19 protein-coding genes are annotated in these 26524 nt (G+C 36.0%); 15 read left to right on the top strand and 4 right to left on the bottom strand.

Going from position 1 to position 26524, the window contains the following annotated elements:
• The first annotated feature begins 176 nt into the window (after positions 1 to 176).
• From M2373_RS17075 to M2373_RS17055, 5 genes are all read left to right on the top strand, one after another.
• Entirely contained in the window at positions 177 to 1022 is an 846-nt protein-coding gene (locus M2373_RS17075; protein WP_259112320.1) for an AraC family transcriptional regulator, read from the top strand.
• A gap of 89 nt (positions 1023 to 1111) precedes the next feature.
• A complete protein-coding gene (locus tag M2373_RS17070; RefSeq protein WP_259112318.1) occupies positions 1112 to 2422 on the top strand; it encodes a TolC family protein in 1311 nt (436 codons plus the stop codon).
• Positions 2423 to 2447: 25 nt separating this feature from the next.
• Positions 2448 to 3569 (top strand): HlyD family secretion protein, encoded by a 1122-nt coding sequence (locus M2373_RS17065; protein WP_259112317.1) that lies wholly within the window; start codon positions 2448 to 2450, stop codon positions 3567 to 3569.
• 101 nt (positions 3570 to 3670) lie between these two features.
• Complete coding sequence (locus tag M2373_RS17060; protein ID WP_259112315.1) at positions 3671 to 5263, top strand: MFS transporter; 1593 nt, start codon at positions 3671 to 3673, stop codon at positions 5261 to 5263.
• Between the two features lie 193 nt (positions 5264 to 5456).
• On the top strand, positions 5457 to 7670 hold the full coding sequence (locus M2373_RS17055) for a TonB-dependent receptor (RefSeq protein WP_259112314.1): 2214 nt from the start codon (positions 5457 to 5459) through the stop codon (positions 7668 to 7670).
• A gap of 65 nt (positions 7671 to 7735) precedes the next feature.
• Here M2373_RS17055 and M2373_RS17050 read toward each other — a convergent pair whose 3' ends face one another.
• The 3 genes from M2373_RS17050 to M2373_RS17040 form a co-directional block, all read right to left on the bottom strand.
• Positions 7736 to 8086, bottom strand: coding sequence for a hypothetical protein (locus M2373_RS17050; protein ID WP_259112313.1), 351 nt, complete (start codon positions 8084 to 8086; stop codon positions 7736 to 7738).
• 96 nt (positions 8087 to 8182) lie between these two features.
• Complete coding sequence (locus tag M2373_RS17045; protein ID WP_259112311.1) at positions 8183 to 9637, bottom strand: sigma 54-interacting transcriptional regulator; 1455 nt, start codon at positions 9635 to 9637, stop codon at positions 8183 to 8185.
• Between the two features lie 158 nt (positions 9638 to 9795).
• Positions 9796 to 10938: a VWA domain-containing protein gene (locus tag M2373_RS17040; RefSeq protein ID WP_259112310.1), complete on the bottom strand. Its 1143-nt coding sequence runs from the start codon at positions 10936 to 10938 to the stop codon at positions 9796 to 9798.
• A gap of 237 nt (positions 10939 to 11175) precedes the next feature.
• On the opposite strand from M2373_RS17040, the gene glsA reads away from it, so the two are divergent.
• Positions 11176 to 12186 (top strand): glutaminase A, encoded by a 1011-nt coding sequence (gene glsA / locus M2373_RS17035; protein ID WP_259112308.1) that lies wholly within the window; start codon positions 11176 to 11178, stop codon positions 12184 to 12186.
• Between the two features lie 32 nt (positions 12187 to 12218).
• Positions 12219 to 12923, top strand: a complete 705-nt coding sequence (locus tag M2373_RS17030) for a bifunctional 2-polyprenyl-6-hydroxyphenol methylase/3-demethylubiquinol 3-O-methyltransferase UbiG (RefSeq protein WP_259112307.1) — start codon at positions 12219 to 12221, stop codon at positions 12921 to 12923.
• A gap of 170 nt (positions 12924 to 13093) precedes the next feature.
• Here the strand turns inward: M2373_RS17030 and metG are convergent, their stop codons facing one another.
• Entirely contained in the window at positions 13094 to 15130 is a 2037-nt protein-coding gene (metG, locus tag M2373_RS17025) for a methionine--tRNA ligase (protein ID WP_259112305.1), read from the bottom strand.
• 335 nt (positions 15131 to 15465) lie between these two features.
• Here metG and M2373_RS17020 point away from each other — a divergent pair, with 335 nt between their 5' ends.
• The 8 genes from M2373_RS17020 to M2373_RS16985 all read left to right on the top strand — a co-directional run bounded on the left by M2373_RS17020 (position 15466) and on the right by M2373_RS16985 (position 26519).
• Complete coding sequence (locus M2373_RS17020) at positions 15466 to 18183, top strand: SusC/RagA family TonB-linked outer membrane protein (protein ID WP_259112304.1); 2718 nt, start codon at positions 15466 to 15468, stop codon at positions 18181 to 18183.
• Positions 18184 to 18196: 13 nt separating this feature from the next.
• Positions 18197 to 19789, top strand: a complete 1593-nt coding sequence (locus M2373_RS17015; protein ID WP_259112303.1) for a RagB/SusD family nutrient uptake outer membrane protein — start codon at positions 18197 to 18199, stop codon at positions 19787 to 19789.
• A gap of 18 nt (positions 19790 to 19807) precedes the next feature.
• Positions 19808 to 20887 carry a SusE domain-containing protein gene (locus M2373_RS17010; protein WP_259112302.1) on the top strand — a complete coding sequence of 360 codons (1080 nt, stop codon included), beginning with the start codon at positions 19808 to 19810 and terminating at the stop codon, positions 20885 to 20887.
• Between the two features lie 103 nt (positions 20888 to 20990).
• Entirely contained in the window at positions 20991 to 23153 is a 2163-nt protein-coding gene (locus M2373_RS17005) for a glycoside hydrolase family 97 protein (protein ID WP_259112300.1), read from the top strand.
• A gap of 89 nt (positions 23154 to 23242) precedes the next feature.
• A complete protein-coding gene (locus M2373_RS17000; RefSeq protein WP_259112299.1) occupies positions 23243 to 23497 on the top strand; it encodes a hypothetical protein in 255 nt (84 codons plus the stop codon).
• A gap of 69 nt (positions 23498 to 23566) precedes the next feature.
• Positions 23567 to 24808: a radical SAM protein gene (locus tag M2373_RS16995; RefSeq protein WP_259112298.1), complete on the top strand. Its 1242-nt coding sequence runs from the start codon at positions 23567 to 23569 to the stop codon at positions 24806 to 24808.
• Complete coding sequence (locus tag M2373_RS16990) at positions 24805 to 25635, top strand: hypothetical protein (RefSeq protein WP_259112297.1); 831 nt, start codon at positions 24805 to 24807, stop codon at positions 25633 to 25635. Before M2373_RS16995 ends, M2373_RS16990 begins: the two co-directional genes overlap by 4 nt.
• 5 nt (positions 25636 to 25640) lie before the next feature.
• Positions 25641 to 26519, top strand: coding sequence for a hypothetical protein (locus tag M2373_RS16985; RefSeq protein ID WP_259112295.1), 879 nt, complete (start codon positions 25641 to 25643; stop codon positions 26517 to 26519).
• Positions 26520 to 26524: the final 5 nt, after the last annotated feature.

Below are 26524 nucleotides of genomic sequence, written 5' to 3'. Positions count from 1 at the left end.
TAAAAAAAGTAAATTCAATTACGGGAAACAGTAATTGAATTTATTTGAGTTATTTATTTTGATACATCATTAATATTCATTATTTTGTGTAATTGTAAATTTTCCTTTGTACAACTAAGTATATAGTTATCTAATAAATTTTTGCAATCGCTCAAGACTTTGCTTACATTTGTGTTATGTCTGCCTTAGAAAAATTTGGAGTTGAAATTTTTACCCAACATAATATTTTCGAGAGAATTGCTGTCGATAAGCCATTCCGTCCGGATAATCCTGCATTTATATTCATCAAAAGCGGAACAATAAAGCTTAAGCAGCATTTCCGTGATCTGGAGCTTTCTGCAAATATGTTTATGGTTACAGACCCGCAGACTATTTACGAAATGGTTTCTGTAAGTGAAGATTTTCAGTCTAGAATGGTGTCTTATAAAAGAGATTTTATATCTGCTTTATCTTTGAAATTCAATAGATTAATTACATACCGTTACTTCAGGCAGCAGATGAATATTGGGGTTCCATTTCATCAGGATGAAATGGATGTGGTATGGAAAAGTGTGAATTTTCTTAAATACATTTTAGATTCTGAAACTGAAATGACGTATAAAAGAGAAATTGTAGAACATTTATTTTCAGTTTTCTGTTATCAGATGGCGGGAATTATTTCTCAGGAAGACAGCAATTCAATGAGCCAGATGTCGAGGCAGGAAGAGATTGTATTTGTGTTTTTAACAGACCTTGCGGATCATCATCTCACTGAGCGGACAGTGGAGTTTTATGCCGAGCGGCAGTCGATTACAACCAGACATCTTTCATCAGTCGTAAAGAGTATTACAGGAAGGTCGGCCAGTCAAATCATTGCTTTAATTGTAATCAATGAGGCTAAAGTCCTTTTAAACTCTTCAAATAAGCCTGTTTCAGAGATTTCTTCAATCCTTGGCTTTAGTGATCAATACTCATTTTCTCATTTTTTTAAGAAACATTTAGGAGAAAGCCCTACTCAATACCGAAACCAGTTCGAAAGTTAAAATCTTACATTTGAACATCTTTTTCCAATTCTCAAACATTTGTTTGAGTTTCTTATCGCCCTAACTTTGTACTCGTAAAACAAGGTAAAATGGTAAACAATATAAAAACAGCACTATCACTCGTGATAGCATTATTTCCTGCGCTGTTTTTTTCACAAGAAATTAAACAGCTGACAGCGAATGAGGTCGCCGAACTGGCGATACACAATCATCAGCAGCTAAAAGTTTCAGCGCAGAATATCGACATTGCAAAACAAAATACGAACGTTGCAAAACTTCAGAAACTGCCAACAATCACAGCTTCAACAAGTCAGTTTTATTTAGGTGATGCAGTGGCTATTGACAAAGACTTTTCAAATTCAACCAATATTCCGATGCCTCATTATGGAAGTTCTTATGCTGTTCAGGCGACTCAGCTGATCTTCAAAGGAGGTTTGGTCAATAAGTCGATTGAATTGGCCGAACTTCGCGAGCAGCTTTCAGAATTGGATTTAGAAAAAAATAAACAGGACGTAAAATTTTTGGTGATCTCCAATTATTTAGATGTCTACAAAATATTAAACCAACAGGAAGTTTTTCAAAACAACAAAAAACTGGCTCAGGAGCGTCTTAAAAATATTCGAAAATTCTATCAGCAAGGGATGGTTACCCGAAATGAAGTGATTCGTGGGGAACTGGCGATTAAAAACTTAGATCAGGGAATTCTGACTTTAGTAAACAACAAAAAAATTCTTAATTATAATTTAAGCATTGCTTTGGGGTTACCTACTGATACAGAAATTATTCCTGTAGAAAACCTGGAGAATAAAGAATCGGGAATCGGGATGGATTATTATATCAGCCTTGCACACGACAGCAATCCGCTGATGAAATCTGCAAAAACCAATATCGATGTTGCGAATAAGAATATTGAGATCATAAAAACAGATAAAATGCCTACTATAGCAGGTTTCGGAGGATATACGCTTCAGAGACCGATCACAACGAGAAACCCGGTGTTGGATATGTATTCGGGAGGTTGGCAAACAGGGATTTCGTTGAGTTATAATATTGATAATCTGTATAAAACGAAAGAAAGAGTGAAAGTAGGAGAGCTTCAGAAAAATCAGTCAAGTGATGCCATGACTTTAACGCAGCAGAATATTGATATGGCAGTGAATGCAGCTTATGTAAAATATCAAGAATCTATTCAGCAGGCTGATATTCTGAATGATGCGAAAAAATTAGCTGAAGAAAACTACAAAATTACTGAAGCTAAGTATCTGAATCAATTGGCCGTACAGGCGGAAATGATTGATGCGCAAAACCAAAAATTACAATCTGAACTGGATTATGCCAATGCGGAGATCAATGTGTTGTATCAATACTATAACCTTTTGAAATCTACGGGAACTCTTTAATTTTTAAAAACTGAAAAACAAGACAATGGAAAACAAGGAACAAAATACTCAAAATACACAACCAACTCCTGCTAATTCTAGCGCTGTTGAAAAGAAAAAAGAAAGAAAGAAAAATAAAATAAAAGCCATTATTTCAAACATGGTGGTATTTGCTATCATCGGTTTCGGACTGTATTGGCTGATTGCTCAGTATTTTCATATTGGTGATAAAACGTATACGGAAGCAGCTCAGGTTGAGGAATTTATTAACCCGATTAATACCAGAGTTTCAGCATATATCAAAGAAATTAAATTTATTGAACACCAACAGGTTAAGAAAGGTGATACGTTGGTCATTCTTGATGACAGAGAAATTCTAACCCAGCTTGGACAGGCTGAAGCGGCTTATCAGAATGCGTTAGCTCAGCGTGCAGCAACAAGCTCTTCCGTAAATACGGTTTCCAATAATGTGAATGTAATGGAATCTAATATCGCAGGGGCAAAAGCAAGACTTTGGAATGCCGAACAGAATCTAAACAGATACAAAAACTTATTGGCTTCTGAAGCTGTTACAAGACAGCAGTATGATCAGGTTAAAACCGAATATGATGCTCAAAAAGCGGCGTACCAGGCATTAGCCAGTCAAAAGCAATCTGCAAACTTATCTACAACGGAAGTGAAAAGCAAATTCGGTATTATCGATGCCGAAATTAAAAGAACAAAATCTGCACTGGATATGGCAAAAATCAATCTTTCTTATACAATCATTACAGCTCCTTATGATGGAGTAATGGGCAGAAGAACGATTTCTGAAGGGCAGCTGATACAACCGGGACAGCAGGTAGCAACGATCGTTTTAAACGGGCAAAAATGGGTAACTGCCAATTTCCTGGAAAGCCAGATGCCGAATATCAAAGTGGGTGAAAAAATGATGATGACAGCGGATGCATTAGGCGGACAGAAATTTGAAGGTGTGGTAACGGCTATTTCAGCCGCAACGGGCTCAAGATATTCAAGCGTCCCTACAGATAACTCTACCGGTAACTTCATTAAAGTTCAGCAAAGAATTCCTGTAAGAATAGAGTTTACAGCTTCTAATAAAAAAGAAGATATTGCTAAGTTAAGTGCAGGAATGAACGTGAATGTGAACATTAATTCAAAAGATTAAAAGATATCGGACGCCAGATTCCAGACCTTGAAGAGGGATTTAATGCAGAAAGCTGGAAATCTGATGTCTATTTTCTGAAATCTCATATCTAACAAAAAATCATGTACAACAAAGGATTATATCACGATTGGGTACCAAAACCTGTACAGCTTTTATTAATAGTTTTATTAATGGCAGTTGTGATGCCCCTGGGTGGGGTTTATTCGGGGAACATCAGTTATATGGTGGGTGGTACGGGTACGCTTTCGGAATATTATATTTTTGCAAATTATACAACGACAATTGGGATGGGTGCAGCGATGCCGATTGTTTTACGACTAAAAATGAGATTCAAAATTCGTGATAAAATTACTGCGGTTTTGATGCTTTTAGGAGTATTAAATTATATCAATGCCACTACTTTAGAACCTACGGTCATTATCGGAAGTTCTTTAATGATAGGTTTTCTGAAAATGATTGCCGCTATAGAATTATTTTTGCCGGTAATGGCAATGATTGGAAATCGTGGGATGTTTTACGGTGTTTTTTACACTTTTATTCTCATTATGAACCAAATCGCAGGATATTATGCCGTTGAAGTTTCGATTTTATATAACTGGCAACAGTTTTTTGTCATCATCTCTATTTTATGCTTTGTGATGGCGCTATTGCAATGGATTTTTATGCATAATAAATACTTTGCACTTAAAGTTCCGTTACATTATATTGATTGGTTGAGTATTGTATTTTTTATTTCAACCTTTATGTTTTCTGCGTATGTTCTTGCATTTGGAAAACAACAGGATTGGCTTAATTCACCTAAAATCATTAATGCAAGTATCGCGGCGTTCGCAAGTTTTGCACTTTTAGTTACGAGACAGACGCATTTGAAAAGACCTTATTTGTCCTTTAAAATCTTCTCAAGAAGCAATGTTCTGAACGGGCTGTTCATGCTATTATGCCTGGGAATGTTTATGGCAACTGCATCTATTCAGAATATCTTTGCAGTTGGGGTTTTGGGATATGATCAGTTAACGAATGCAAAATTGAATTTACTAATGATTCCGGGGATTATTTTAGCCGGAATAGTAGCCGTTTTTTGGTTTAAAAAAGAGAATCCTTTGAAAATGTATGTTTTTTCAGGGTTTGCGGCAATGCTCGGTTATTCAATCATTATGTATTTTTCTATGGTTCTGGAATTTAATTATGATAATTGGTATTTGCCTTTGTTTTTAAAGGGTTTCGGAATGACAGCTTTATTTATTTCAGTTTGGTATTATACATTAGATAAGCTTGAATTAAATGATATGCTTGCTGCGATTGGGCTAGCTTTGGTCTGGAGAACATTCCTGACGATAGGCTTATTTTCTGCGGTATTTTCATGGTTCCAGTATCAATTTCAAGTTGTCAGTTTAGGCGATCTAGCAGTTTATATGGATGGAATGACTGTAAGTCCTCAGAATGTAGCCTCCAATATGAAAACGATTCAGTTGAATGCTATTATTGCAGCCAATAAAAAACTCTTTGGATATATTGTGGTAGCCGGTTTTGGAATTTTGATTTATGTTTTCACGCATCATTTTGGTAAAGAGCATTTTCAATATTCAAGATTTGTAAGAATGTTAAGTGGAAAGTCAGTCATTGCCAGAAGAAGACTTCGTGAAAGAAAAAAATTATTAGAAGAAATAAAAGACGCAGCGGGACCTGCGGTATAAAGATACCTTGTTTTTCATTTGTAAAACTCCATTTTTATAAGAAAGTGGGGTTTTACTTTTCTAGTAGGAAAGTTTAATGATAAAAAATTAAACAGTCATTTAAAAAACATGAAAAATTTCATGCAACCTAATTTTTATTTAGAAATAATAAAAATTAATTTTGAAATTATTTATAAAATTTTTAATTAGAAGAATGAGAAAGCAGTATGTAGTAATAGCTTTATTGATTTCGGGAATTGCTTTTTCCCAGACGACACAGGATTCGGTAGCTTCAAAAAAGATTGATGATGTAGTGATCGTAGCATCCAGAAAACCTACAAAAATTTCTGAAATTCCGGGAACAGTCTGGGTTGTACAGAAAGAAAAAATACAGGAGCAGGCAAAAAGCGGAGTTCCGATTAAAGAAATGTTATCTATTCTTATTCCAAGTATGGATATCGGTCCGCAGGGAAGAACAAATTACGGACAAAATATGAGAGGCCGCTCAGCTTTGGTGATGATTGACGGGGTTTCTCTGAACAGTATCCGTGCCATCAGCCGACAGCTGGATGCAATCGATCCATTTAATATTGAAAGAATAGAGGTCCTTTCCGGAGCAAGTTCTATCTACGGAGGAAATGCAACGGGGGGCATCATTAATATTATTACTAAAGCGCCTTCTAAAAAAGGAATCAGTGGAGAAACGGAACTGGGAGTCCGTACCGGTTTTATGGGAAGCGATGACCATGATTTCCGTGCAGCGCAGTCTGTGTCAGGAAAAGGGGAGAAACTTTTCGGAAGATTGGGGGTTGCCTACCAGCAAAACGGTGGCGTTTACGGAGCCGATCAGAAACAGGTAATTACAGATATTACACAAACAGATTTACAGTATAATCAGTCTATTGACATTTTAGCAACAGGAGGTTATCAGTTTAATAATAAGCATAAAATTACAGCTTCGATTCAGTATTACAACTCAAAATTTAATGGTGACAGAAGTCTTTATTTAGGAGAAAATCTAAGCGCTTTTACCACCAAAAACCCAAGTTTACTGGATATGAGAGACGGTTTTTCTTCAGATAAAAATATCGGAACGGAGCGTTATATGGGAACATTAACCTATAATGGAAATAATATTCTAGGAGGTCAGGATTTATATGTTCAGCTGGCGACACGTGGGGAGAAATTAGGATTTTATCCGTTTCCGGGAAGTGTAAAAATTCCTGCAACGACTTCTTATATGTCATCTTCGCAGCAGGATACTTATTATTCCGGATTAAAAGCTTTATTATCAAAGTCATGGAAAGGTCTGAATGTGACGTATGGAGTAGATGTTGATCTGGAAAAATTTGAAGGTAACCAATCGGTATATGATTTGGCAAAAACAATGTCGAGCGGCGGTCTGGTGAATGAAACAAAATACAGCCTGGGAAGATATCCTACCAATCACTCCGAAAGTTATGCAGGATACATACAGGCAAAATATAATATTCTTCCAAAACTGCAATTGAATGGAGGGATACGTTATCAGAATATCCATGTAAAAGTAGATGATTTTGTGGGCTCTCAACAGCAGACTCAGGTAGCCATGGGATACGGAAGTTCGGCTTCTGCTATTCCGGGAGGGGAAAGTTCATACAATGTGACTTTATTCAATGGTGGATTATTGTATAAATTTAATGAGGAGCATCAGGCGTGGGGAACTTTTTCTCAGGGAGTAAGTCTGGCTGATCCGTCAAAATATTACGGAATCGGAGTCTACGTCCTTAATGCGACAACCGGAAACTGGGATGTAACCTCAAGCATCAATGTAAAAGAGCAACCTTTGCAGGCCATAAAAACCAATCAGTTTGAAGTAGGATATCGTATTCATAAAGGAGGACTCCGAGGACAGATTGCGGGATTTTTAAGCAATTCTGATAAAACGGTTGCTGTCGACAGGACGACTTTTCAGATTCTTGTGAATGATTTGAAACTGAGAAATATGGGAATTGAAGCGGAAATTTCCTATTCTTTAAACAACGGCGTTTATTTCGGAGCCAGTGGTTTATTGATCAAATCTGAAGTTGATAACAAGGGCGAGTGGATAAAACAGGAGATTTATAATGCTTCACCTTCAAAATTGGTGACTTATATTGGTTATAATGTTAAAAACTGGTCGTTCAGATTCCAGTCACTTCAGAATTTCAAGCTGAAGGATGATATCAATAATGAAATTGACGGATATAATACCTCCGATCTGATGGTAGGTTACCGATTCAACTGGGGCAGATTCAATGTAGGAATTCAGAATGTATTTAATACTGATTATCAGACTATCTGGAGCAAGCGTTCACAGGTTTTATATTCATCTTACGGACTTCCGGAATTGTTTAATTATAAAGGAAGAGGAAGAACATTTAACCTCTCTTATACCTTTGATTTTTAAAAAATAAATAAAACAGGCTTCCCATTGAAAAGAAGTCTGTTTTTTATTTTTAAAATTGTTGATGCTTATCTTGTCTGCTCAATAGTATTGCTATTGTATGTAATAAATTCGGACATTCTCATTACAGCAATATTAATTTCATCCTGATTACAGCAGTATTCGTCAATTTTACCCCATTGTGTATAGTTTGAAATGTTGAAACCTTCTTCAATGTCATTATACCAGATTACTTTTGTACCGCAAATTGCAACTACCCAAAAGCCACCTCCCTCATCTCCATATTCTTCTTCTTGCCATTTTACAGGATTTATCTTTATCAATTGCCAGAAGTTCCAGAACTGGCCATGAAGTTCTGTTTGATTTTTTTGAATTAAATTGTCCAGTTCTTCAATCGGAATAGGTGTCCAGATATTCATATTCTTACTAAATTTTAATATCTAAAATAAAGACAATTTATAAAAAAGGTTGCTTCAAAATAGGAAGCAACCTTTAAGTTATCTGTTATTAAAATATTAATTACGGAAAAGCTGTCTCACATCCGCTGAATCAAACGTAAAAACAGACTGATTTTCAGATTTGTCCAGTTTTTTACTAATCGTTAATGCCCATAATATTAATTCTTTACAGAAATTTTTGTCTTCCTGACTGAATTCCGGAGCATTTTCTTCTACAACAGTGTTCAAAGGTTCTATTGCATTCAGTTTATTGTAAAACTCTTCATCGGTGTCGGCATAGTTTAATTCCAATTGATTTTTATTAAACCATTTGATAAGATCGGTGTACGGTGTTTTGATCCCTTCTTTTTCCAGTTTGGAAATTCTTGGGAAAATACTCTCAAACTGTGTCATAACTGCTTTATCAATCAATATTTTGGCTACATAATCGGCACCTTCCTGTTCGCCTTCATACACCAATTCAATTTTTCCTGTAATAGAAGGGATGATCGACATAAAATCAAGGAGACGTACTGTGGTTTTTTCGGCATCAGTTTCTATTAAACGTAATTTTGCAGAGGCTACTAAATTTTCCATAGCACTGATGGTGAGTCGGGCACTTACCCCGCTTTTCGCGTCTACATATTCACTGTCACGTGCTGTAAAAGCAACTTCCTCCAAAAGATCTTTTGCAAGATTCGGGATCTGAATCTGTGCCTTATCTTCTGCTGAGATCAAGGCTTCCTGTTCCGTAATTTGTCTTGCCAAAGCAATTGTTTTCGGATAATGCGTAAAGATCTGCGACCCGATTCTGTCTTTTAAAGGAGTTACAATGCTACCTCTGTTGGTATAATCTTCAGGGTTGGCTGTAAACACAAACTGGATATCCAGAGGCATTCTCAATTGGAATCCACGGATCTGAATATCACCCTCCTGTAAAATATTGAATAAAGAAACCTGAATTCTGGCCTGTAAATCGGGAAGTTCATTCAATACAAATATAGAACGGTTGGCACGTGGAATCATTCCGTAATGTAAAACACGCTCATCAGAATAGGGCAGTTTTAAAGTTGCTGCTTTGATCGGATCGATATCACCAATTAAGTCAGCTACATTTACATCCGGTGTTGCCAGTTTTTCAAAGAAACGGTCGGAGCGGTGAACCCACGAAATTGGAGTTTCATCACCAAGTTCGGCAATAAGATCCCGCGCATATTTTGAGATAGGCTGAAACGGACTGTCGTTAATCTCCGATCCTTTTACAATCGGCATATATTCATCAAGAAGACTGACCATACTTCTTGCAATTCTGGTTTTTGCCTGTCCGCGTAGTCCTAATAAGTTAATATGATGACCGGCTAGAATAGCTTTTTTTAACTGAGGAACTACAGAATCTTCATAGCCCCAAAGTCCTTCAAATACAGGTTCTTTAGCTTTAATTCTTGCAATTAAGTTAGCCTGAATTTCTTCATTAATCGTTTTATCGGTATATCCTGAATTTTTTAATTCCTTGAATGTGATATCGTTTTTCATTAGTTGTAATAATATTATTTTAATGGTAGGATGAAGGGTGATGGAAGCTGGAAGTTTAGATAATAAAGTAATCAAAAGAGGTATCTACAATGAAGCTTTTACAAATTTTGAACTACATACTTCAGAGACATCCATCTTCAAGCTTCCATCATCCATCTTTAAATCCTTTTAATTCTGTTTTTTTCGTAGTCTTCAAAAATCATCTGTCCTAAACCTGAAAGTCCCGTTAAAAAGGCTTTTCCTTTATTCTGAGCAGTGAATTCTTTTACAAACTGACGCAGATAAGGGTCTTGGGCGATCATAAAGGTGGTAATAGGTATCCTTAGTTTTCTGGCCTGTGCCGCTTTATTCAGACATTGAGAAACAATCCTTTCGTCTAAACCGACACTGTTCATATAAAATTCGCCGTTAGGTAAACGGATGCAGCTTGGCTTTCCATCGGTGATCATGAAAATCTGTTTATTGGTATTTCTTTTTCTGCGAAGAATATCCATCGCCAGTTCGAGACCGGCAACCGTATTGGTGTGATAAGGTCCGACCTGTAAATAAGGAAGATCTTTGATTTTAATAGGCCAGGCTTCATTTCCGAAGACGATAATATCAATGGAATCTTTAGGATATTTTCTGTTGATTAATTCCACCAAAGCCATCGCAACCTTTTTTGCAGGAGTGATGCGGTCTTCACCGTATAAAATCATAGAATGGCTGATATCAATCATTAAAACAGTGCTCATTTGCGCTTTATGCTTGGTTTCTTCTACGATGAGGTCATCCTCGGTCATTCGAAGGTCTGCAATTCCGTTGTTGATCTGTGCATTCTTTAAACTTTCGGTCATATTCACGAGAGAAAGGTCGTCTCCATATTGGAAATTTCGGTTTTCCCCATCACGTTCATCGCCAACCCCGGTTTTCGTGGTACGATGGTTTCCGACTCCGCTTTTTTTAAGCTTTCCGAAAATCTGTTCCAGGGCATACTCCCGTAAAGCAGCTTCAAGCTTTGCCGTCAGCATATTTTTACCTTTTCCAGGTCCTGAATTTCCGTCTTCAGAATCATCTTCCCGTTTGATATAGCCCCGTTTTCGTAAATCTTCTTCAAAATTTTCAAGGGTATATTCTTCACTGAAAATATCATATTCCTTGTCAAGCATATCAAGCCAGTCAAAGGCTTCCTCAATATCGCCGGAAGTATGCGTCAGCAAATCCTTGAAAACATCAAAAACCCGATCGAAATGCGAAATTTCTTCGGGAATATGTTTGCTGAAGAGGAAGCCTTTATGAAAATTAAATTCTTTATTTGTCATAAGATAATGCTAGTGTTTAAAAGATACAAGTTATGGAAATAATATAAAAACAATGATGGGTTAGAAATAGAAAAAACTAATGGCAGTGATATGGAATGGAGTATAACTTCAATGAAAATTTTATTTAATTATCTTTACCGACGGATAGAAATGATGATGGTAAAAGATCATCTGATATCTGCATCAGTATTTTCTGGTACTGGTTTGATTCAAAAATAAAATGAGATTCTGGTCGATATGAAAAAAAATAGTTTTTTATCTGCAAAAGTGATGCTTGTTGCAGCGCTTCTTTCTTTAAATACAGTAATTTACGCTCAAAAATCAATTGATCCGCCAGCGATTTCGGAAAAAATATTAAGCGGTATTCTCGAAAAAAACAGAGCATATTACACACAGGGAAAAGTGGCTGACTATATTCCTGAACTGGGAAAAATGGATGCTAAAGCGATTGCTTTTTCACTGGTAGACAAAAATGGGAAAGTTTTTAATACAGGAGATGTGCATAAGAAATTTACAATGCAGAGTATCTCTAAAATCATAGCATTGATGCTTGCTGTAAACGAAAGAGGAGAAGCGGATGTGTTTGATAAAATAGGATATTTTGGATCTGATAAGCCTTTTAATCATTTTTCTAATCTTGAAACAACAGGAAAACCGCTTAATCCAATGATGAATGCGGGAGCTATTCTGACGACTTCTCTGATAGCCGGAGACGGTGAAAAGCCATTTCTGAAAATTTTGGATATGGTAAGATATATTACTAAGAATAAAACCATTGATTATAATAAATCTGTTTATGAGTCTGAAAAATCTACCGGAAATCGTAATCGAGGTATGTTTTATCTGATGAAAAATAATGGATTGATTTCCGGAAATGAAGATCAGCTGGATAATTATTTCAAGCAGTGTTCTATTGAACTGACGGCTGAAGATCTTGCGAAGATCGGTTATTTCTTTGCTAACCAATGTGTAAGGTTTGATGGAGATGCTACACATAAAAATAAAGAAATTGCAAAATTAATAGAATCACAAATGCTGACTGCCGGAATGTATGAATTCAGTGGTGAATATTCCAGAAATGTTGGGCTGCCAAGCAAATCAGGCGTTGGTGGCGGAATTACGGTAAGTGTTCCTGGTAAAATGGGAATAGGCGTTTTCAGCCCGGCTCTGGATCAGCATGGAAACTCACTGGCAGGTTATCATATGATTTTGGATCTGGTAAAGCAGTATGATTTAAGTGTATTTTAAAAAATATTTATCTTTGCCCATTAAAATAAGACATGAAAGACTTAATGGGCAAGGCCATCTGGGATTATTTTCATAATGAAAATCCTGAAGATCTGCAGACTGAAACTTCAATTTCCGAACTGGATGAGCTTCCGGTAGATTATCTCTTCAGAGAATTTGAAGAAATGAATGAAATCGAACAAAAAGCGCTGAAGTTATCTCAGGGAAAAGTACTGGATATCGGAGCAGGGGCAGGTTCGCACTCATTATATCTTCAGAATGAAAGAAATCTGGATGTCACAGCGCTGGATATTTCGCCAAAATCGATAGAGGTCTGTCTGTCGAGAGGAATAAAAAAAGCTGTTTCAGAAAATATGCTTCATTTTTCCGGAGAAACTTTTGATACCATTCTTTTATTAATGAACGGAACCGGTATTTTCCAGAGTCTTAACGTAATTGATATTTATCTTAAAAAACTATATTCTTTATTGAGTTCAAAAGGGCAGATTCTGATCGACAGTACTGATATTTTATATATGTTCGACCGCGATGAGGACGGAGGAGTTTACATTCCGGCAGAAGGATATTATGGCGAACTCGACTATACCGTTCACTACAAAGGAGAATCTGAAGATCCCATCAAATGGTTGTATCTGGATTTTAATACCTTAAAAAATGCTGCTGAAAATAACGGTTTTATCATTGAGAAGATTTTGCAGGATGAGGATGCTTATTTGGCGAAACTGACGAAAAAATAAAATATAAATGCTTCGACAAGCTCAGCATGACATCTCTAATACTAACTGTTTTTTATTAGCGATTCATTTCTGGCGTTGTCATGCTAAGCCTGTCTAAGCATCTTTTAAAGAAGAAAGCAAAAAACCACATGGGTTTCATGTGGTTTTTCTTTATCTGGAATTTCAAAATTTTATCCGATTTCAATACCGTTTTCAACATTGCTGTCGTCTGGGGTAACAAAAGATAATTTTCCGTCTGGTTTTGTCGTTAGCAACAACATTCCCTGAGACTCAATTCCTCTGATTTTTCTCGGAGCAAGGTTTAATAAAATCATTACCTGCTTTCCAATTACTTCTTCCGGAGTAAAGCTTTCTGCGATTCCTGAAACAACGGTTCTTACATCTACGCCTGTGTCAACAGTCAGTTTCAGTAATTTATCAGCTTTTTCTACTTTTTCAGCTTCTGTAATCGTTGCTGTTCTTAAGTCGATTTTCGTAAAATCATCAAAAGTGATTTCGTCTTTCATAGGATTGGCGTTAGGGTTTGTTTTTTTATTGTTTTGTTTTGTATCCTCTAATTTTTGAATCTGAGCTTCGATAACACTGTCTTCAATAGGAGCGAACAAAAGAGGTGCGTTTTCAATTTTATGACCCACTTCAATTTGTATCTCAGAGTTTTGTAAATCTTCCCAATTTTTTTTCTCAATATTAAAGTATCCAAAAAGTTTCTCTGCTGAGAAAGGCATGAATGGTTCGCATAATTGAGCTACTACAGCTGCAATTTGTGCTCCCACAAACATCGCTTGACCAGCCACATTTATATCTTCTTTAATTGTTTTCCAAGGAGCTGCATTTTGAAGATACAAGTTACCATAGTCAACAAGCTCCATAAATGAATTCAAAGAATTTCTAAATTCATACTTTTCTAAATGATAGCTAACTTTCTCTATTGCAGTTTTAATTGCAGTTTTACTTTCTTCATCTAAAACTCCATTTGGAACTTTTCCTTCAAAATTTTTGTTTGTGAAAGAAATTACTCTATTAATAAAGTTTCCAAATTTATTTACTAATTCAGAATTGTTCTTCGTCTGAAAATCTTTCCAAGTAAAATTATTATCCTTAGTTTCCGGAGCGGATGAAAGAAGAGCATACCTCAATACATCTTGCTGTCCCGGGAAATCCTCAACATACTCGTGCGCCCAAACCGCCCAGTTTCTTGAAGTTGAAATTTTATCATTTTCAAGATTCAGGAATTCAAAAGCAGGAACATTTTTCGGCATGACATAATCTCCGTGAGCTTTCATCATTGCAGGGAAAATAATACAGTGGAATACAATATTATCTTTTCCGATGAAATGTACTAAGTCACTTCCTTCACTTTGCCAGTAATCTTTCCAGTCTTTTCCGTTTTTCTCTGCCCATTCTTTGGTGAAAGAAATATATCCGATCGGTGCATCAAACCATACATAAAGAACTTTTCCCTCTGCATTCGGAAGAGGAACAGGAACTCCCCAGTTTAGATCTCTGGTCATTGCACGTGGCTTTAAGCCATCATTTAGCCAGGATTTTACCTGTCCGTAAACATTTGGTTTCCAGTCGTCTTTATGACCTTCAATGATCCACTCATTCAGGAAATCTTCGTATTCATTTAATGGCAGATACCAGTTCTTTGTTTCTTTTAAAATAGGAACATTTCCACTCAGCATTGATTTTGGATTGATCAGTTCTGATGGAGAAAGAGTAGAGCCACATTTCTCACACTGATCTCCGTAAGCGTTTTCATTTCCACAATTCGGGCACGTTCCAACGATGTATCGGTCAGCTAAAAATTCATTAGCCTGTTCGTCAAAATACTGCTCAGAAACTTCTTCCGTGAATTTTCCTTTTTCATAAAGAACTTTGAAAAAATCCTGGCTTGTTTCATAGTGTTTCTTAGAAGTCGTTCTTGAATATTCATCAAACGAAATCCCCAAATCTGAAAAAGATTTTTTAATGATTCCGTGGTATTTGTCAACGATATCCTGAGGCGTAACGCCTTCTTTTTTTGCTCTGATGGTAATAGGAATCCCATGTTCATCTGAACCACAGATAAACGCTACATCTTTTCCTAATCTTCTCTGAAATCTTGCGTAAACATCCGCAGGAATATAAACACCTGCCAAATGCCCTATATGAACCGGTCCGTTTGCGTATGGCAAAGCTGCCGTAATCATCTTTCTGTTTGACATTTATAGTAAAGTTTTGAAATACAAAGATAGGGATAATCTCAGAAAGATGAGCAAAAGCTTTGTATAATGGTATTTTGGAAATCTGCAATCGATTGATATTACATTTAGTTAAACGAATGTTTAACTTTTTGTTAAAACGATCTTAATATTATGCTTTGCATATTTTATCACAAATAAATGAAAAACAGATATTTACTTTAAAATAGTCGTTTAATGTACATAAAATTATCTAAATTTTAAATAAAATTATGATAATTATAATTTTTTAATAAATTGCAAGACTGGCTTTGTGTCAGAATTTACTATAAAAACGAAACTATATAAAAAATAATATTGTGAAGAATTTTACAACGGTATTAAAAATTGCGCCTGCATTCTTATTGGCCAGCACCATGATTCATGCGCAGACAGATTCTTTAAAAGAGAAAAAAATAGAGGAAGTTGTATTGATCGGATATGGAAAACAGAAGAAAACTGATTTGACGGGGTCTGTTACAGCTATCTCTGCGAAAGATTTTAACGAAGGAAGTATCAACTCACCAGAACAGCTGATACAGGGAAAAACATCAGGTGTTCAGATTACTACCAATAGTGGAGCTCCCGGTGCGGGATCCACAATCAGAATCCGGGGTGGTGCATCTTTGACTGCAAGTAACGATCCTTTAATTGTTATTGATGGTGTACCTGTAGATACTAATGGGATAAGCGGAGCAACTAATCCTTTAGCTCTCATAAACCCAAATGATATTGAAAGCTTCAGTATTTTAAAAGATGCTTCTGCTGCTGCTATCTATGGAAGTAGAGCATCTAATGGAGTAATTATCATTACGACAAAAAGAGGAACATCCGGAAAATTAAAAGCCAATTTTACAACGACTACATCAGTTTATAATAAAATGGGTAATATAGATATGTTATCTGCAGATGAGTTTAGAAAGTTGGTGAATGAAAAAGCAACTCCTGTATACAAAACATATCTAGGAAACTCCAATACCAACTGGCAAAATCAAATTTACCAAACAGCAGTAGGAGTAGATAATAATATTTCATTATCAGGAGGTATTAAAGGATTGCCATATAGACTTTCTTTAGGTTATCTGAATCAGGAAGGTATTATCAGAACCAATACCATCGAGAGAACGACAGCCTCACTAAACTTGAATCCTAAATTCTTCGATAAGCATTTAGAAGTAAGTTTGAATTTGAAAGGAACCTATGTTGAAAATAGGTTTAAAGATGATGGAGCTATCGGTGCAGCAGTAGTTTTTGACCCTACACAATCGGTTACTGATCCGTCATTCGGTGATTACGGAGGGTATTGGGAATGGTTAAACCAATTAACTGTGGAGCCTAATACTAATGGTACGAAAAATCCTGTTTCGATGCTGAATCAAAGATGGGACCTATCGTATGTGAAAAGATTAATTGGAAATGTTCAATTCGATTACAAATTTCACTTTTTGCCTGAACTAAGAGCAAATCTAAATTTAGGATATGATTACAGTGATTCTAACGGAAATACAACTGTTCTTCCAACAGCAGCAAGTGCTTTTTATAATAAAGGAAGTTATAGAAGATACACGCAGGAGAAAAAAAATAAATTGTTAGATTTTTATTTAAATTATTTAAAAACATTTGAATCCATAAAATCTACGGTAGATTTAACCGCTGGTTACTCTTATCAGGATTGGCAAAGATCTGAACCTTTTGCACCTACAATCTATGGAACAGGAGTTTTAAACCCCGCTAGTGGTAATGATTTCTTTACTCAAAATACAATTCTTTCCTATTTTGGAAGACTAAATTATACTTTTAACAGCAAATACCTTTTAACCGCTTCATTAAGAAGAGATGCATCTTCAAGATTCAGCGAAGAAAACAGAGTAGGATACTTCCCTTCTGTAGCCCTAGCATGGAGAATCGATCAGGAAAATTTCCTGAAAGAATCCAAGATAATTTCCACTCTAAAATTAAGAGCTGGTTGGGGAGAAACAGGACAGCAGGAGCTTAACCTAGGTGATTATCCATATCTAGCCCGTTATATCATGTCAGACAGTGGTGCTCAATACCAACTTGGGAATGATTTTTATAGCACTTACAGAGCGCAAGGATATGATAAAAACCTTAAATGGGAAACCACAACAACAAAAAATATAGGTATTGATTTTGGATTCCTGAAAGACAGAATCTCGGGTACCATTGATATATACGAAAAGGAATCAAGGGATTTGCTTGGCTTTGTACCAATACCTGCATTAGCTAATCTAACGAATTACCTAGTGACGAATGTTGGAGATATGCGTAATAGAGGGATTGAGGCAAATGTTAATGTAAAAGCAGTTCAAACAGATAATTTTTCATGGGAATTTAATGTAAATGCTACTCATTTTAGATCAGAAATAACGAATCTGAATTCAAATCAAACTTTAATCAATACAATCGGAGGTGCAACCGGTACTACGATTCAGGTGAATACAGAAGGATATCAGCCTAATTCCTTCTATGTTTATCAACAGGTTTATGACAATAATGGAAAACCTATTGAAGGTGTATATGTAGACAGAAATGGTGACGGATTAGTAAACACAGATGATTTATACAGATATAAATCTCCGGCTCCGGATGTGCTTTTAGGATTCTCTTCTAAGTTCAATTACAAAAACTGGGACTTAGGTTTTACCATGAGAGCGAGTATTGGTAATTATGTATACAATAATGTCGCTTCGCAATATGGTACAGAACAGGGAATAACATTAAATCAGTATTTACAGAATGTACATACGAGTTATTTGGATACAGGATTTAAAAATACTCAGCTTTTATCGGATTATTATGTTGAAAATGCTTCATTTGTAAGAATGGATAACATCAATGTAGGTTATAATTTCCCAAGATTTATTAAAGAGTCTAAATTAAGAGTTTTCGGATCTGTTCAGAATGCTTTTGTCATTACTAAATATAGTGGTCTGGATCCAGAAGTATTTAATGGGATAGACAATAATTTGTATCAAAGACCAAGAGTGTATTCTTTAGGGTTTAATTTTCAATTTTAATTAAGGAGAAATCATGACATTTAAATATATCAATAAAACAATATTTGCTGCCGGTCTTACTGCAGTGTTGTTTCTTACTTCATGTGAGAAAGATTTAGACAGATTGCCGCAAACGGAAGTTACATCGGCTTCTGTATATGCAGACTTTAATAATTATAAAGGAGTTTTAGCCAAAATATATGCTGGTTTGGCGATGAGTGGTCAAAATGGTGGAGATGGTGATCCAGATATCAGTGGGATAGATGGTGGTACATCCAATTATATCAGACAATATTTTCAATTACAGGAATTGCCAACTGATGAGGCAGTTATAGCATGGGGAGACGGATCTTTACCTAGTCTTCACAGTATGACATGGTCTGCAAGTAACGAATTTATTGCTGCTCTTTACTACAGAATTTACTATCAGGTTGGTTTGTCAAATGAGTTTATTCGTGAAACTACCGATGAAAAACTGGCTTCCAGAAATATTACTGGGACAAATGCTGATGAAGCAAGATTATTCAGAAATGAAGCACGTTTTATGAGAGCATTAAGTTACTCTCACGCCATTGATCTTTTTGGAAATGGTCCGTTTGCAACAGAAGCAAGTGAAGTAGGTACTACACCACCACCAAGAATTGAACGTAAAGAACTCTTTAATTATATAGAATCTGAATTAAAAGATTTAGAAGGGATACTTAAAGATCCAAGAACTAATGAGTATGGCCGTGCTGATAAAGCAGCAGTATGGATGTTATTGTCAAAACTATATCTTAATGCAGAAGTTTATACAGGGCAGGCAAGATATTCTGATGCAAGAGTATATGCTGAAAAAGTAATTGCTGCTGGTTATTCTTTAAAAGCTAATTATGGAGAACTATTTTTGGCAGATAATAATTTGAATAATAACGAGACTATTTTCTCTGTCAATTATGATGGTACTCATACCAGAACATTTGGGGGAACTACTTATATTATCCATGCAAGCACGGGAGGATCTATGAATCCTGCTAATTTTGGAATTAACAGTGGATGGGGTGGTCTTAGGAGTACAAAAAATATTGCAAATTTATTTCCGTCTACTGATGGCTTAATTGATAAAAGAGGAACATTTCATACTGATGGACAAAGTCTAGAAATTAATAATGTTGCTACCTTTACAGATGGGTATCCAATTACAAAATTTAAAAATATTAAAAGAAACGGGCAGCCAGGATCAGATGCTGCCGGAGATTTCGTTGATACCGATTTTCCTATGTTTAGATTGGCTGAAGCTTATCTGACTTATGCTGAAGCAGTTTTGCGTGGAGGTGGAGGAAGCAATGCTACAGCCATTCAGTACATCAATTTACTAAGACAAAGAGCGTACGGAAATAATTCAGGTAACGTAACATCAATTAATTTAGATTTTATTTTAGATGAAAGAGCCCGCGAATTATCTTGGGAAGCAGGAAGAAGAACGGATTTAATTAGATTTGGGAAATTTACTTCCGGAAGCTATCTGTGGCCATTTAAAGGCGGTGTGAAAGATGGTAAAGCTGTAGAAGATTTCAGGAGGTTGTATCCAATTCCTGCAAGTGATTTGAATGCTAATCATAATTTGATCCAAAATCCTGGTTACTAATATAAAATAATATCAAAAATGAAACATTTATATAAAATATTCGCGATTGCTTTCATTGGTTTTTTGTTGATATCTTGTGATAAAGATGAAGATCAGGCTGTTTTGGGAGAAGGAACAGATCCTAAGATTTCTGCTAATAAGACATCTCTTGTATTATTAAGTTCTGAAGCTGCTAATGAAGCTGTTACCTTTGATTGGATTAATTCAGATTATGGAGTGAATGTACAGCTATCCAATCAAGTTGAGTTTGCTTTAAAAGGAACAAACTTTACCCCATTGAAAGTTGTTGAAATGTTAGGAGGAGCTAAATCTTATAAAATCACAGTTAATGATCTGAATAATATTGTATTATCTTTAGGGGTAAGCACGGTATCTGAAACTGACATTGAGATAAGACTTAAAACATCAATTGCCGGAAAAACTCACTATTCAAATGTGATTCCTTTAAAAATAACACCATTTATTAATGGACCTGTTTATACATATACTGATTTATATTTAATTGGGGATGCTACAGCAGGAGTTTGGGATAATGTAGCTAGCAATGCGAAAATTTATCCATTATTAAAGTCAATTACGGCTAATGTTTATACGTATACAGGATATTTTGCTCAGGGAGGGTTTAAAATCATAAAAACTCCGGGAGCTTGGGATCCTCAGTATGGGATGGGGGCTTCTGCAGGTGTTTTAAGTACAAGTGGAGGATCTGGTAATATTACGGTTCCGACTTCAGGGTATTACAAATTAACAATTAATACCTCTGCACTTACTTATACATTCGTATCTGTTACGCCGCCTACAACAACCTATACTGCTATTTCTTTAATCGGTCCGTCTGCAGGAGGCTGGTCTACAGATTTAGATCTTGAGAAATCAACATTTGATTCGCATGTTTGGACAAAAAGAAATGTAATGTTGAGTTCAGGAGAATTTAAATTCAGAGCCAATCACGATTGGGCGACAAGCTGGGGCGTGGCTCAGGAATTCTTTGGAACAGCAACAATAGGCGGAGGAAATATTCCTTTAACGACAACTTTTAACTATGATATTTTCTTTAATGATATGACAGGAGAGTTTTCAGTAATTCCAGTTTATTAAAGTAAATATATAGAAATCAATATTAATTTAATCTGAATTTACATAGCAAAGTGCTGCTTTACAACAGCACTTTCTTTATTTTTAAAGTTTATAAATAGTCATTATGAAGAAAATTACAGTTGGAGCAGTTTTGCTCTCAATGATGTTTGCGGGTGTTAATGCACAGTCTTTAAAATCGCCGGACGGAAAATTTGAAATGGATTTCCAGTTGAAGGGAGGCGTTCCTTACTACAACCTTAAATATAACGGTAAAACGGTAGTTGAAGATTCCAAATTGGGATTGAGATTATTCAAAGATACTTCCATAAAATTTGCATCTGAGATTGCAAAGCCTGAAGATGCTAAATTTGATCTAAACAGCGGATTTACTAAAACAGACGAAAAAAGAGATTCTAAAAATGAAACCTGGCAGCCTGTTTTAGGAGAGAAGAAAAATTATATCAATAATTATAATGAACTGGCTGTTACGCTTAATCAGGCAACGACGGACAGAAGCATCATTGTTAAATTCAGATTGTTTAACGATGGATTGGGTTTCAGATATGAGTTCCCTCAGCAGAAAAACCTGAATTATTTCGTGATCAGAGAAGAAGATTCTGAAATCGATTTCCCAAGCGATATGAAAGCTTGGTGGATGGTGGCAGATTATGATTCTCAGGAATATCAGTATCAGGAAACAAAAGTTTCTGAAATTCCTGCAAGATGGCCGAAAGCTGCAGATGCCAATGCTTCTCAGACTTTGATTAAAAATGCGGTTCAGTCACCTTTAATGCTTAAAAAAGAAGGAAAAGAGCCTTTATATATCAATGTTGCGGAAGCTGCTGTTTTGGATTATCCGGCTTCTCACCTTGAAGTGGATGCTCAGAATTTTAAGCTTAAAACGCACCTTACAGCAGACAGACAGGGAGCAAAAGGATATATTCAGACTCCTTCCGTGACGCCTTGGAGAACAATTATTGTAGCGCCAAAAGCAGAAGAGGTAATGGATTCAAAAATGATTTTTAACCTTAATGAGCCTACTAAATATACAGATACTTCTTATATCCATCCTACAAAATACATGGGAGTTTGGTGGGAAATGATCATCGGAAAATCTCAGTGGGCTTATGCTCAGCCTGAATCTAATGTTCGTATTGGGGAGACTGATTTTTCAAAATTAACACCTACAGGGAAGCATGCTGCCAATAATACTAAAGTTAAAGAATATATCGATTTCGCTGCAGAAAACGGTTTTCAGGGACTTTTGATTGAAGGCTGGAATATTGGTTGGGAAGACTGGTTCGGGCATTCTAAAGAATTCGTTTTTGATTTTATTACGCCATATCCGGATTTTGATATTAAAATGTTGAATGAATATGCTCATTCAAAAGGAATTAAGCTGATCATGCACCATGAAACTTCAGGTTCTGCAACGAATTATGAAAGATGGGCAGACAAAGCATTCCAGCTGATGAATAAATACGGCTATGATGCTGTGAAAACGGGTTATGTAGGAGATATCATTCCAAGAGGGGAGCACCATTATTCTCAATGGACGATCAACCATTTCTACAGAATTGCAGAAAAAGCAAATGAGTATAAAATCATGGTAAATTCTCACGAATCGGTTCGTCCGACTGGGGAAAGCCGTACCTATCCGAATTATATTTCTGCTGAAGCAGCCCGTGGAACAGAATATGAAGCATTCGGAGGAAATAACCCTGATCATCAGACTATTCTTCCGTTTACAAGATGGATGGGAGGTTCTATGGATTACACACCCGGAATTTTCCAGACCAAGCTGGATTATTACTTCCCTGGAGATACCCGTTTTGTAAAAACTACTCTTGCAAAACAGTTAGCGTTATATGTAACTATGTACATGCCTCTTCAGATGGCAGCTGATTTACCTGAAAATTATAAAAAGCACATGGATGCTTTCCAGTTTATCAAGGATGTGGCTGCAGATTGGGATGATACTAAAATATTATCAGCAGAGCCCGGAGATTATGTGATCACTGCCAGAAAAGCAAAAGGAACAGATACTTGGTTTGTAGGAGGGATTACCGATGAAAATAAACGTGAGTATACAGTAGATTTTTCATTCCTGGATAAAGGTCAGAAATATGAAGCGACCATCTATGAAGACGGTAAAGACGCAGATTATATCAACAATCCTCAAAGTTATAATATCTACAAAAAAGAAATTACCAGTAAATCGAAAATTAATTTCAAAATGGTAAGAAGTGGTGGGTTTGCAATAACAATTAAGAAGATTAATAAGTAAATTTTTAATTAAAAATGTTTTTTAGTGTGAATTTATTTTTCTATATTTGGTGAGATAAGTAGATTAATAACCCATTTAACTCATCTTTTATGAAAAAGAAATTTAAAATCACGAGTAATCTTGAACAAAAAGAAATTCTAAAAAAATCAATTCAGAACTCAGAAAATGAGAATGTAGATCTTTACAAATCTATTTTCGGAGGAATCAATAATTTAGGCATTGCTCCGGGAACCGGTGGCGGTGGCGGTGTTATCATTGCGCCTCCTGGAGGTAGCTGTGATGTAGTAGCCATTTCAGGTGCATCAGCTGCTTATGACAGGCATGATACATTTTTAAGAGCTTAATTTACTGATTTTTAAAACTTTAGTTCTTCGTTAGTCAAATAGCGAAGAACTTTATTTATTGATATAGATATGGTTACTTCTTTTGTTCTGAAGGTTGCAAGCAGATGCAACCTCAACTGTTCGTACTGTTACATGTATAATTTGGGGGATAAAACTTATTTGAAACAGCCCAAATTCATGTCACTTGATACGATGACAACGTTCGCAGAAAAACTATCACGTTACAGTGACGAAAATGGTTTGAAATCCTTTCAGATCGTTTTTCACGGCGGCGAACCCTTATTATATCCAAAAGAATTTTACAGGGAAAGCATAAAGATATTCAGAGAAAAACTAAGCGATTCTTATTTTGATTTTGTACTTCAGACCAATGGAGTAGGTCTGGATGAAGAATGGTACAGTCTTTTTAATGAATTAAACATCCGGGTCGGTGTCAGCATAGACGGACCTAAAGAATACCACGATCAATACCGTGTTTTTCATAACGGAAAGGGATCTTATGATGAGGTTCGGAGTGCAATACAACTCGGATTGGATAAAGGGATGCATGGCGTTTTGTCTGTAGTAAACCTGAATATCAGTCCGCAGGAACTTTATCAGGAATTTAAAGATCTCAATATTCTGAGTTTTAATCTTTTACTACCCGACGGACATTTCGATAAGTTACCGGATGGGATCATCAGGGAAAAAGTAAATACCAGCAATTATACACCCTATGCAGATTGGCTGATCGAACTCTTTGCTATCTGGAAAAGCGATCCGGACAGACCGAATATGAGATTTTTTAAAACATTGATTCAACTTATCGCAGGTGAAGAAGTGGGAGATCAGGTACTCGGACTGAAAAAGAATGGGGTAGCCATCCTGGAAACAAACGGAAATCTGGAAGTGGCAGATTCTATAAGAGCCTGCTATGAAGGAATTACCAGAAATGATATCAACATCCATACCCACGAGATAGACTCTGTACTGGCGGATCCGCTTTTTGATATTTACATCAATTCTCATCAGATGGTTAACGAAAAATGCCTTAACTGTCCCATTTATGAAATATGTGGAGGTGGCTTCCTGCTAAACAGATATTCAAACGAAAACGGATTTGATAATCCTACGATTTACTGTCACGACATGATAAAACTGGTAAGCTATATCCAGAATGACCTTATAAATAGCCTGCCTGAAGAGGTTTGCAGAGAAATGGATCTTACCAGAGTTTCGTATCACGAGATTGTAGAAGAGTTGGAAAGCCAAGGACCTGTTTCTGTTCAGAAAAATATTAAAGATAAATTATTAGCCTACAGTTTAGCATGAGTTTAAGAAAAGGTATCAAAGTATATGATCGGCATATTCAGAATATAAAAGATCAGATCAGCATCAATACAGGAGTAAGTCCGGTTGTAAATACAAATTCTGATATTGAATATTACAGTAACGCCTATTTACCTAATATGGACTGGCGTGCTCTTACGGATTCAGAGTACGGAAAAATTTCTACGGCAGATGCAGACCGTAAAATGTTTAATACACTCGGCGTGGGAGCAATTCCTGATCAGTTAAAGGATTTATTTAAAAAATTAGATCTGAATGAATGTGAATCTCTTTTTGATGTTCCAAAAAAATTTCAGGAAAATGAAGTACTTACAAAGCAGATTAATGAGTTAACAAATGTCTTTCTGGATGAAAAATCTTTAGAAAGGAATTATAAGTTTCACCGGATTGCCAGATCTCTTCCGGATATGCAGAGTACAACTTTCCATCATATCGGAGAGAACACATTCAGATATACAGGTCTGCATATTGATAAAAGTAGTTTTTTTACTCCTCATACTGCTTATAAATCAGGAAACAGGATTTCGATCAATATAAGCACAGAATCACGTTATCTGTACTTTGTTAATTTAACGCTGAGGCAGATTTATGGAGAGGTGCAGAAAAAATATACGGAGAAAATAACATCTGATAATATTGTTGAACAATTTTTTACTCTCTATCCCGGATATCCGGTTTTAAGACTGGAAATTAAACCTTACCAATACTATATTGCTCCTACAGATAATTTTATCCACGATGGTACAACTCTCGGAAACAGAGAATTTGATGTGACCATGGTCTATGTGGGAGTATTTGATAAATACTGAATCATATGAAAAAACTAAAACCCGGAATCAAAATATACTCAGATCATAATGGAGGAACACTTCAGGTTAATTCAGGTGTTCTTCATCATACCCAGCAGGGTCCCAACGAATTTATTTTCGGAGGCGAAAGGTTCTTACAGCAGTATGAGCCCGGAGCTTACCTGCCAAAGCGCGACTGGCGCACACCAGAGCCTGATGAATATAAAATCATCAAGGGGAATCATAAGAACAAGAAAGACTACAATTCTGTATTTACTGGTGAACTGCCGGAAAATATCCGAAATCTTTTTTCTAAGCTAGATCTTGGGGCGTCGATTTCTGAAGAGGAAGTTTATAGCAAGTTCAAACAGCATAAGGAAGTGGTAGATCAGATCAATATTGATATTAATGAGTTTTTGCAGCAGATTTCTCTGGGCCCATTCCGGTTTTTGAGTCTTGCTACCAACTTTGCAAACAGCGAAATTGTATCCCTGAGCAGAAGAAATCCGGCAGAGGGGCAGTCTATCGGGGACTTACAGTTTATCGGAGTTCACAAAGACTCCTCAAAAAAAGATATGACACTCCATACCGCTCATACATTCGGAAACAGAATAACATTTAATTTGGGAAATGAATCACGTTACTTATTGATAACGAATCTTTCGATGCGGCAAGCTTATAATATGATTAAAAAAGAGATAGATCTGAAAGAAAATGATGTGAACAACAAAAATATTACCTCGTATTTCATGAAGCTCTTTCCGGATTATCCTATGTTAAGAATAGAGCATAAACCTTATCATTTTTATATTGCTCCCACCGATAACTGTTTCCATGACGGATCAACTCTTGGAAGCACTTCCTTGGATATTGTCATGATTTATCTTGGTAAGTTTCTTATTTAATCATA

Origin of the sequence: Chryseobacterium sp. JUb7 (assembly GCF_024806495.1) — a bacterium.
GTDB lineage: Bacteria > Bacteroidota > Bacteroidia > Flavobacteriales > Weeksellaceae > Chryseobacterium.
This window is presented reverse-complemented; position numbering and strand designations above follow the sequence as displayed.

Excerpts from the sequence above, each read along its gene's own strand:
- M2373_RS17055 (WP_259112314.1), top strand. The coding sequence starts at position 5,457 with ATGAGAAAGCAGTATGTAGTAATAGCTTTATTGATTTCGGGAATTGCT.
- M2373_RS17000 (WP_259112299.1), top strand. The coding sequence starts at position 23,243 with ATGAAAAAGAAATTTAAAATCACGAGTAATCTTGAACAAAAAGAAATT.
- M2373_RS16990 (WP_259112297.1), top strand. The coding sequence starts at position 24,805 with ATGAGTTTAAGAAAAGGTATCAAAGTATATGATCGGCATATTCAGAAT.
- M2373_RS17030 (WP_259112307.1), top strand. The coding sequence starts at position 12,219 with ATGAAAGACTTAATGGGCAAGGCCATCTGGGATTATTTTCATAATGAA.
- metG (WP_259112305.1), bottom strand. The coding sequence starts at position 15,130 with ATGTCAAACAGAAAGATGATTACGGCAGCTTTGCCATACGCAAACGGA.
- M2373_RS17045 (WP_259112311.1), bottom strand. The coding sequence starts at position 9,637 with ATGAAAAACGATATCACATTCAAGGAATTAAAAAATTCAGGATATACC.
- M2373_RS16995 (WP_259112298.1), top strand. The coding sequence starts at position 23,567 with ATGGTTACTTCTTTTGTTCTGAAGGTTGCAAGCAGATGCAACCTCAAC.
- M2373_RS17060 (WP_259112315.1), top strand. The coding sequence starts at position 3,671 with ATGTACAACAAAGGATTATATCACGATTGGGTACCAAAACCTGTACAG.
- M2373_RS17040 (WP_259112310.1), bottom strand. The coding sequence starts at position 10,938 with ATGACAAATAAAGAATTTAATTTTCATAAAGGCTTCCTCTTCAGCAAA.
- M2373_RS17005 (WP_259112300.1), top strand. The coding sequence starts at position 20,991 with ATGAAGAAAATTACAGTTGGAGCAGTTTTGCTCTCAATGATGTTTGCG.
- M2373_RS17015 (WP_259112303.1), top strand. The coding sequence starts at position 18,197 with ATGACATTTAAATATATCAATAAAACAATATTTGCTGCCGGTCTTACT.
- M2373_RS16985 (WP_259112295.1), top strand. The coding sequence starts at position 25,641 with ATGAAAAAACTAAAACCCGGAATCAAAATATACTCAGATCATAATGGA.
- M2373_RS17070 (WP_259112318.1), top strand. The coding sequence starts at position 1,112 with ATGGTAAACAATATAAAAACAGCACTATCACTCGTGATAGCATTATTT.
- M2373_RS17065 (WP_259112317.1), top strand. The coding sequence starts at position 2,448 with ATGGAAAACAAGGAACAAAATACTCAAAATACACAACCAACTCCTGCT.
- glsA (WP_259112308.1), top strand. The coding sequence starts at position 11,176 with ATGAAAAAAAATAGTTTTTTATCTGCAAAAGTGATGCTTGTTGCAGCG.
- M2373_RS17075 (WP_259112320.1), top strand. The coding sequence starts at position 177 with ATGTCTGCCTTAGAAAAATTTGGAGTTGAAATTTTTACCCAACATAAT.
- M2373_RS17050 (WP_259112313.1), bottom strand. The coding sequence starts at position 8,086 with ATGAATATCTGGACACCTATTCCGATTGAAGAACTGGACAATTTAATT.
- M2373_RS17010 (WP_259112302.1), top strand. The coding sequence starts at position 19,808 with ATGAAACATTTATATAAAATATTCGCGATTGCTTTCATTGGTTTTTTG.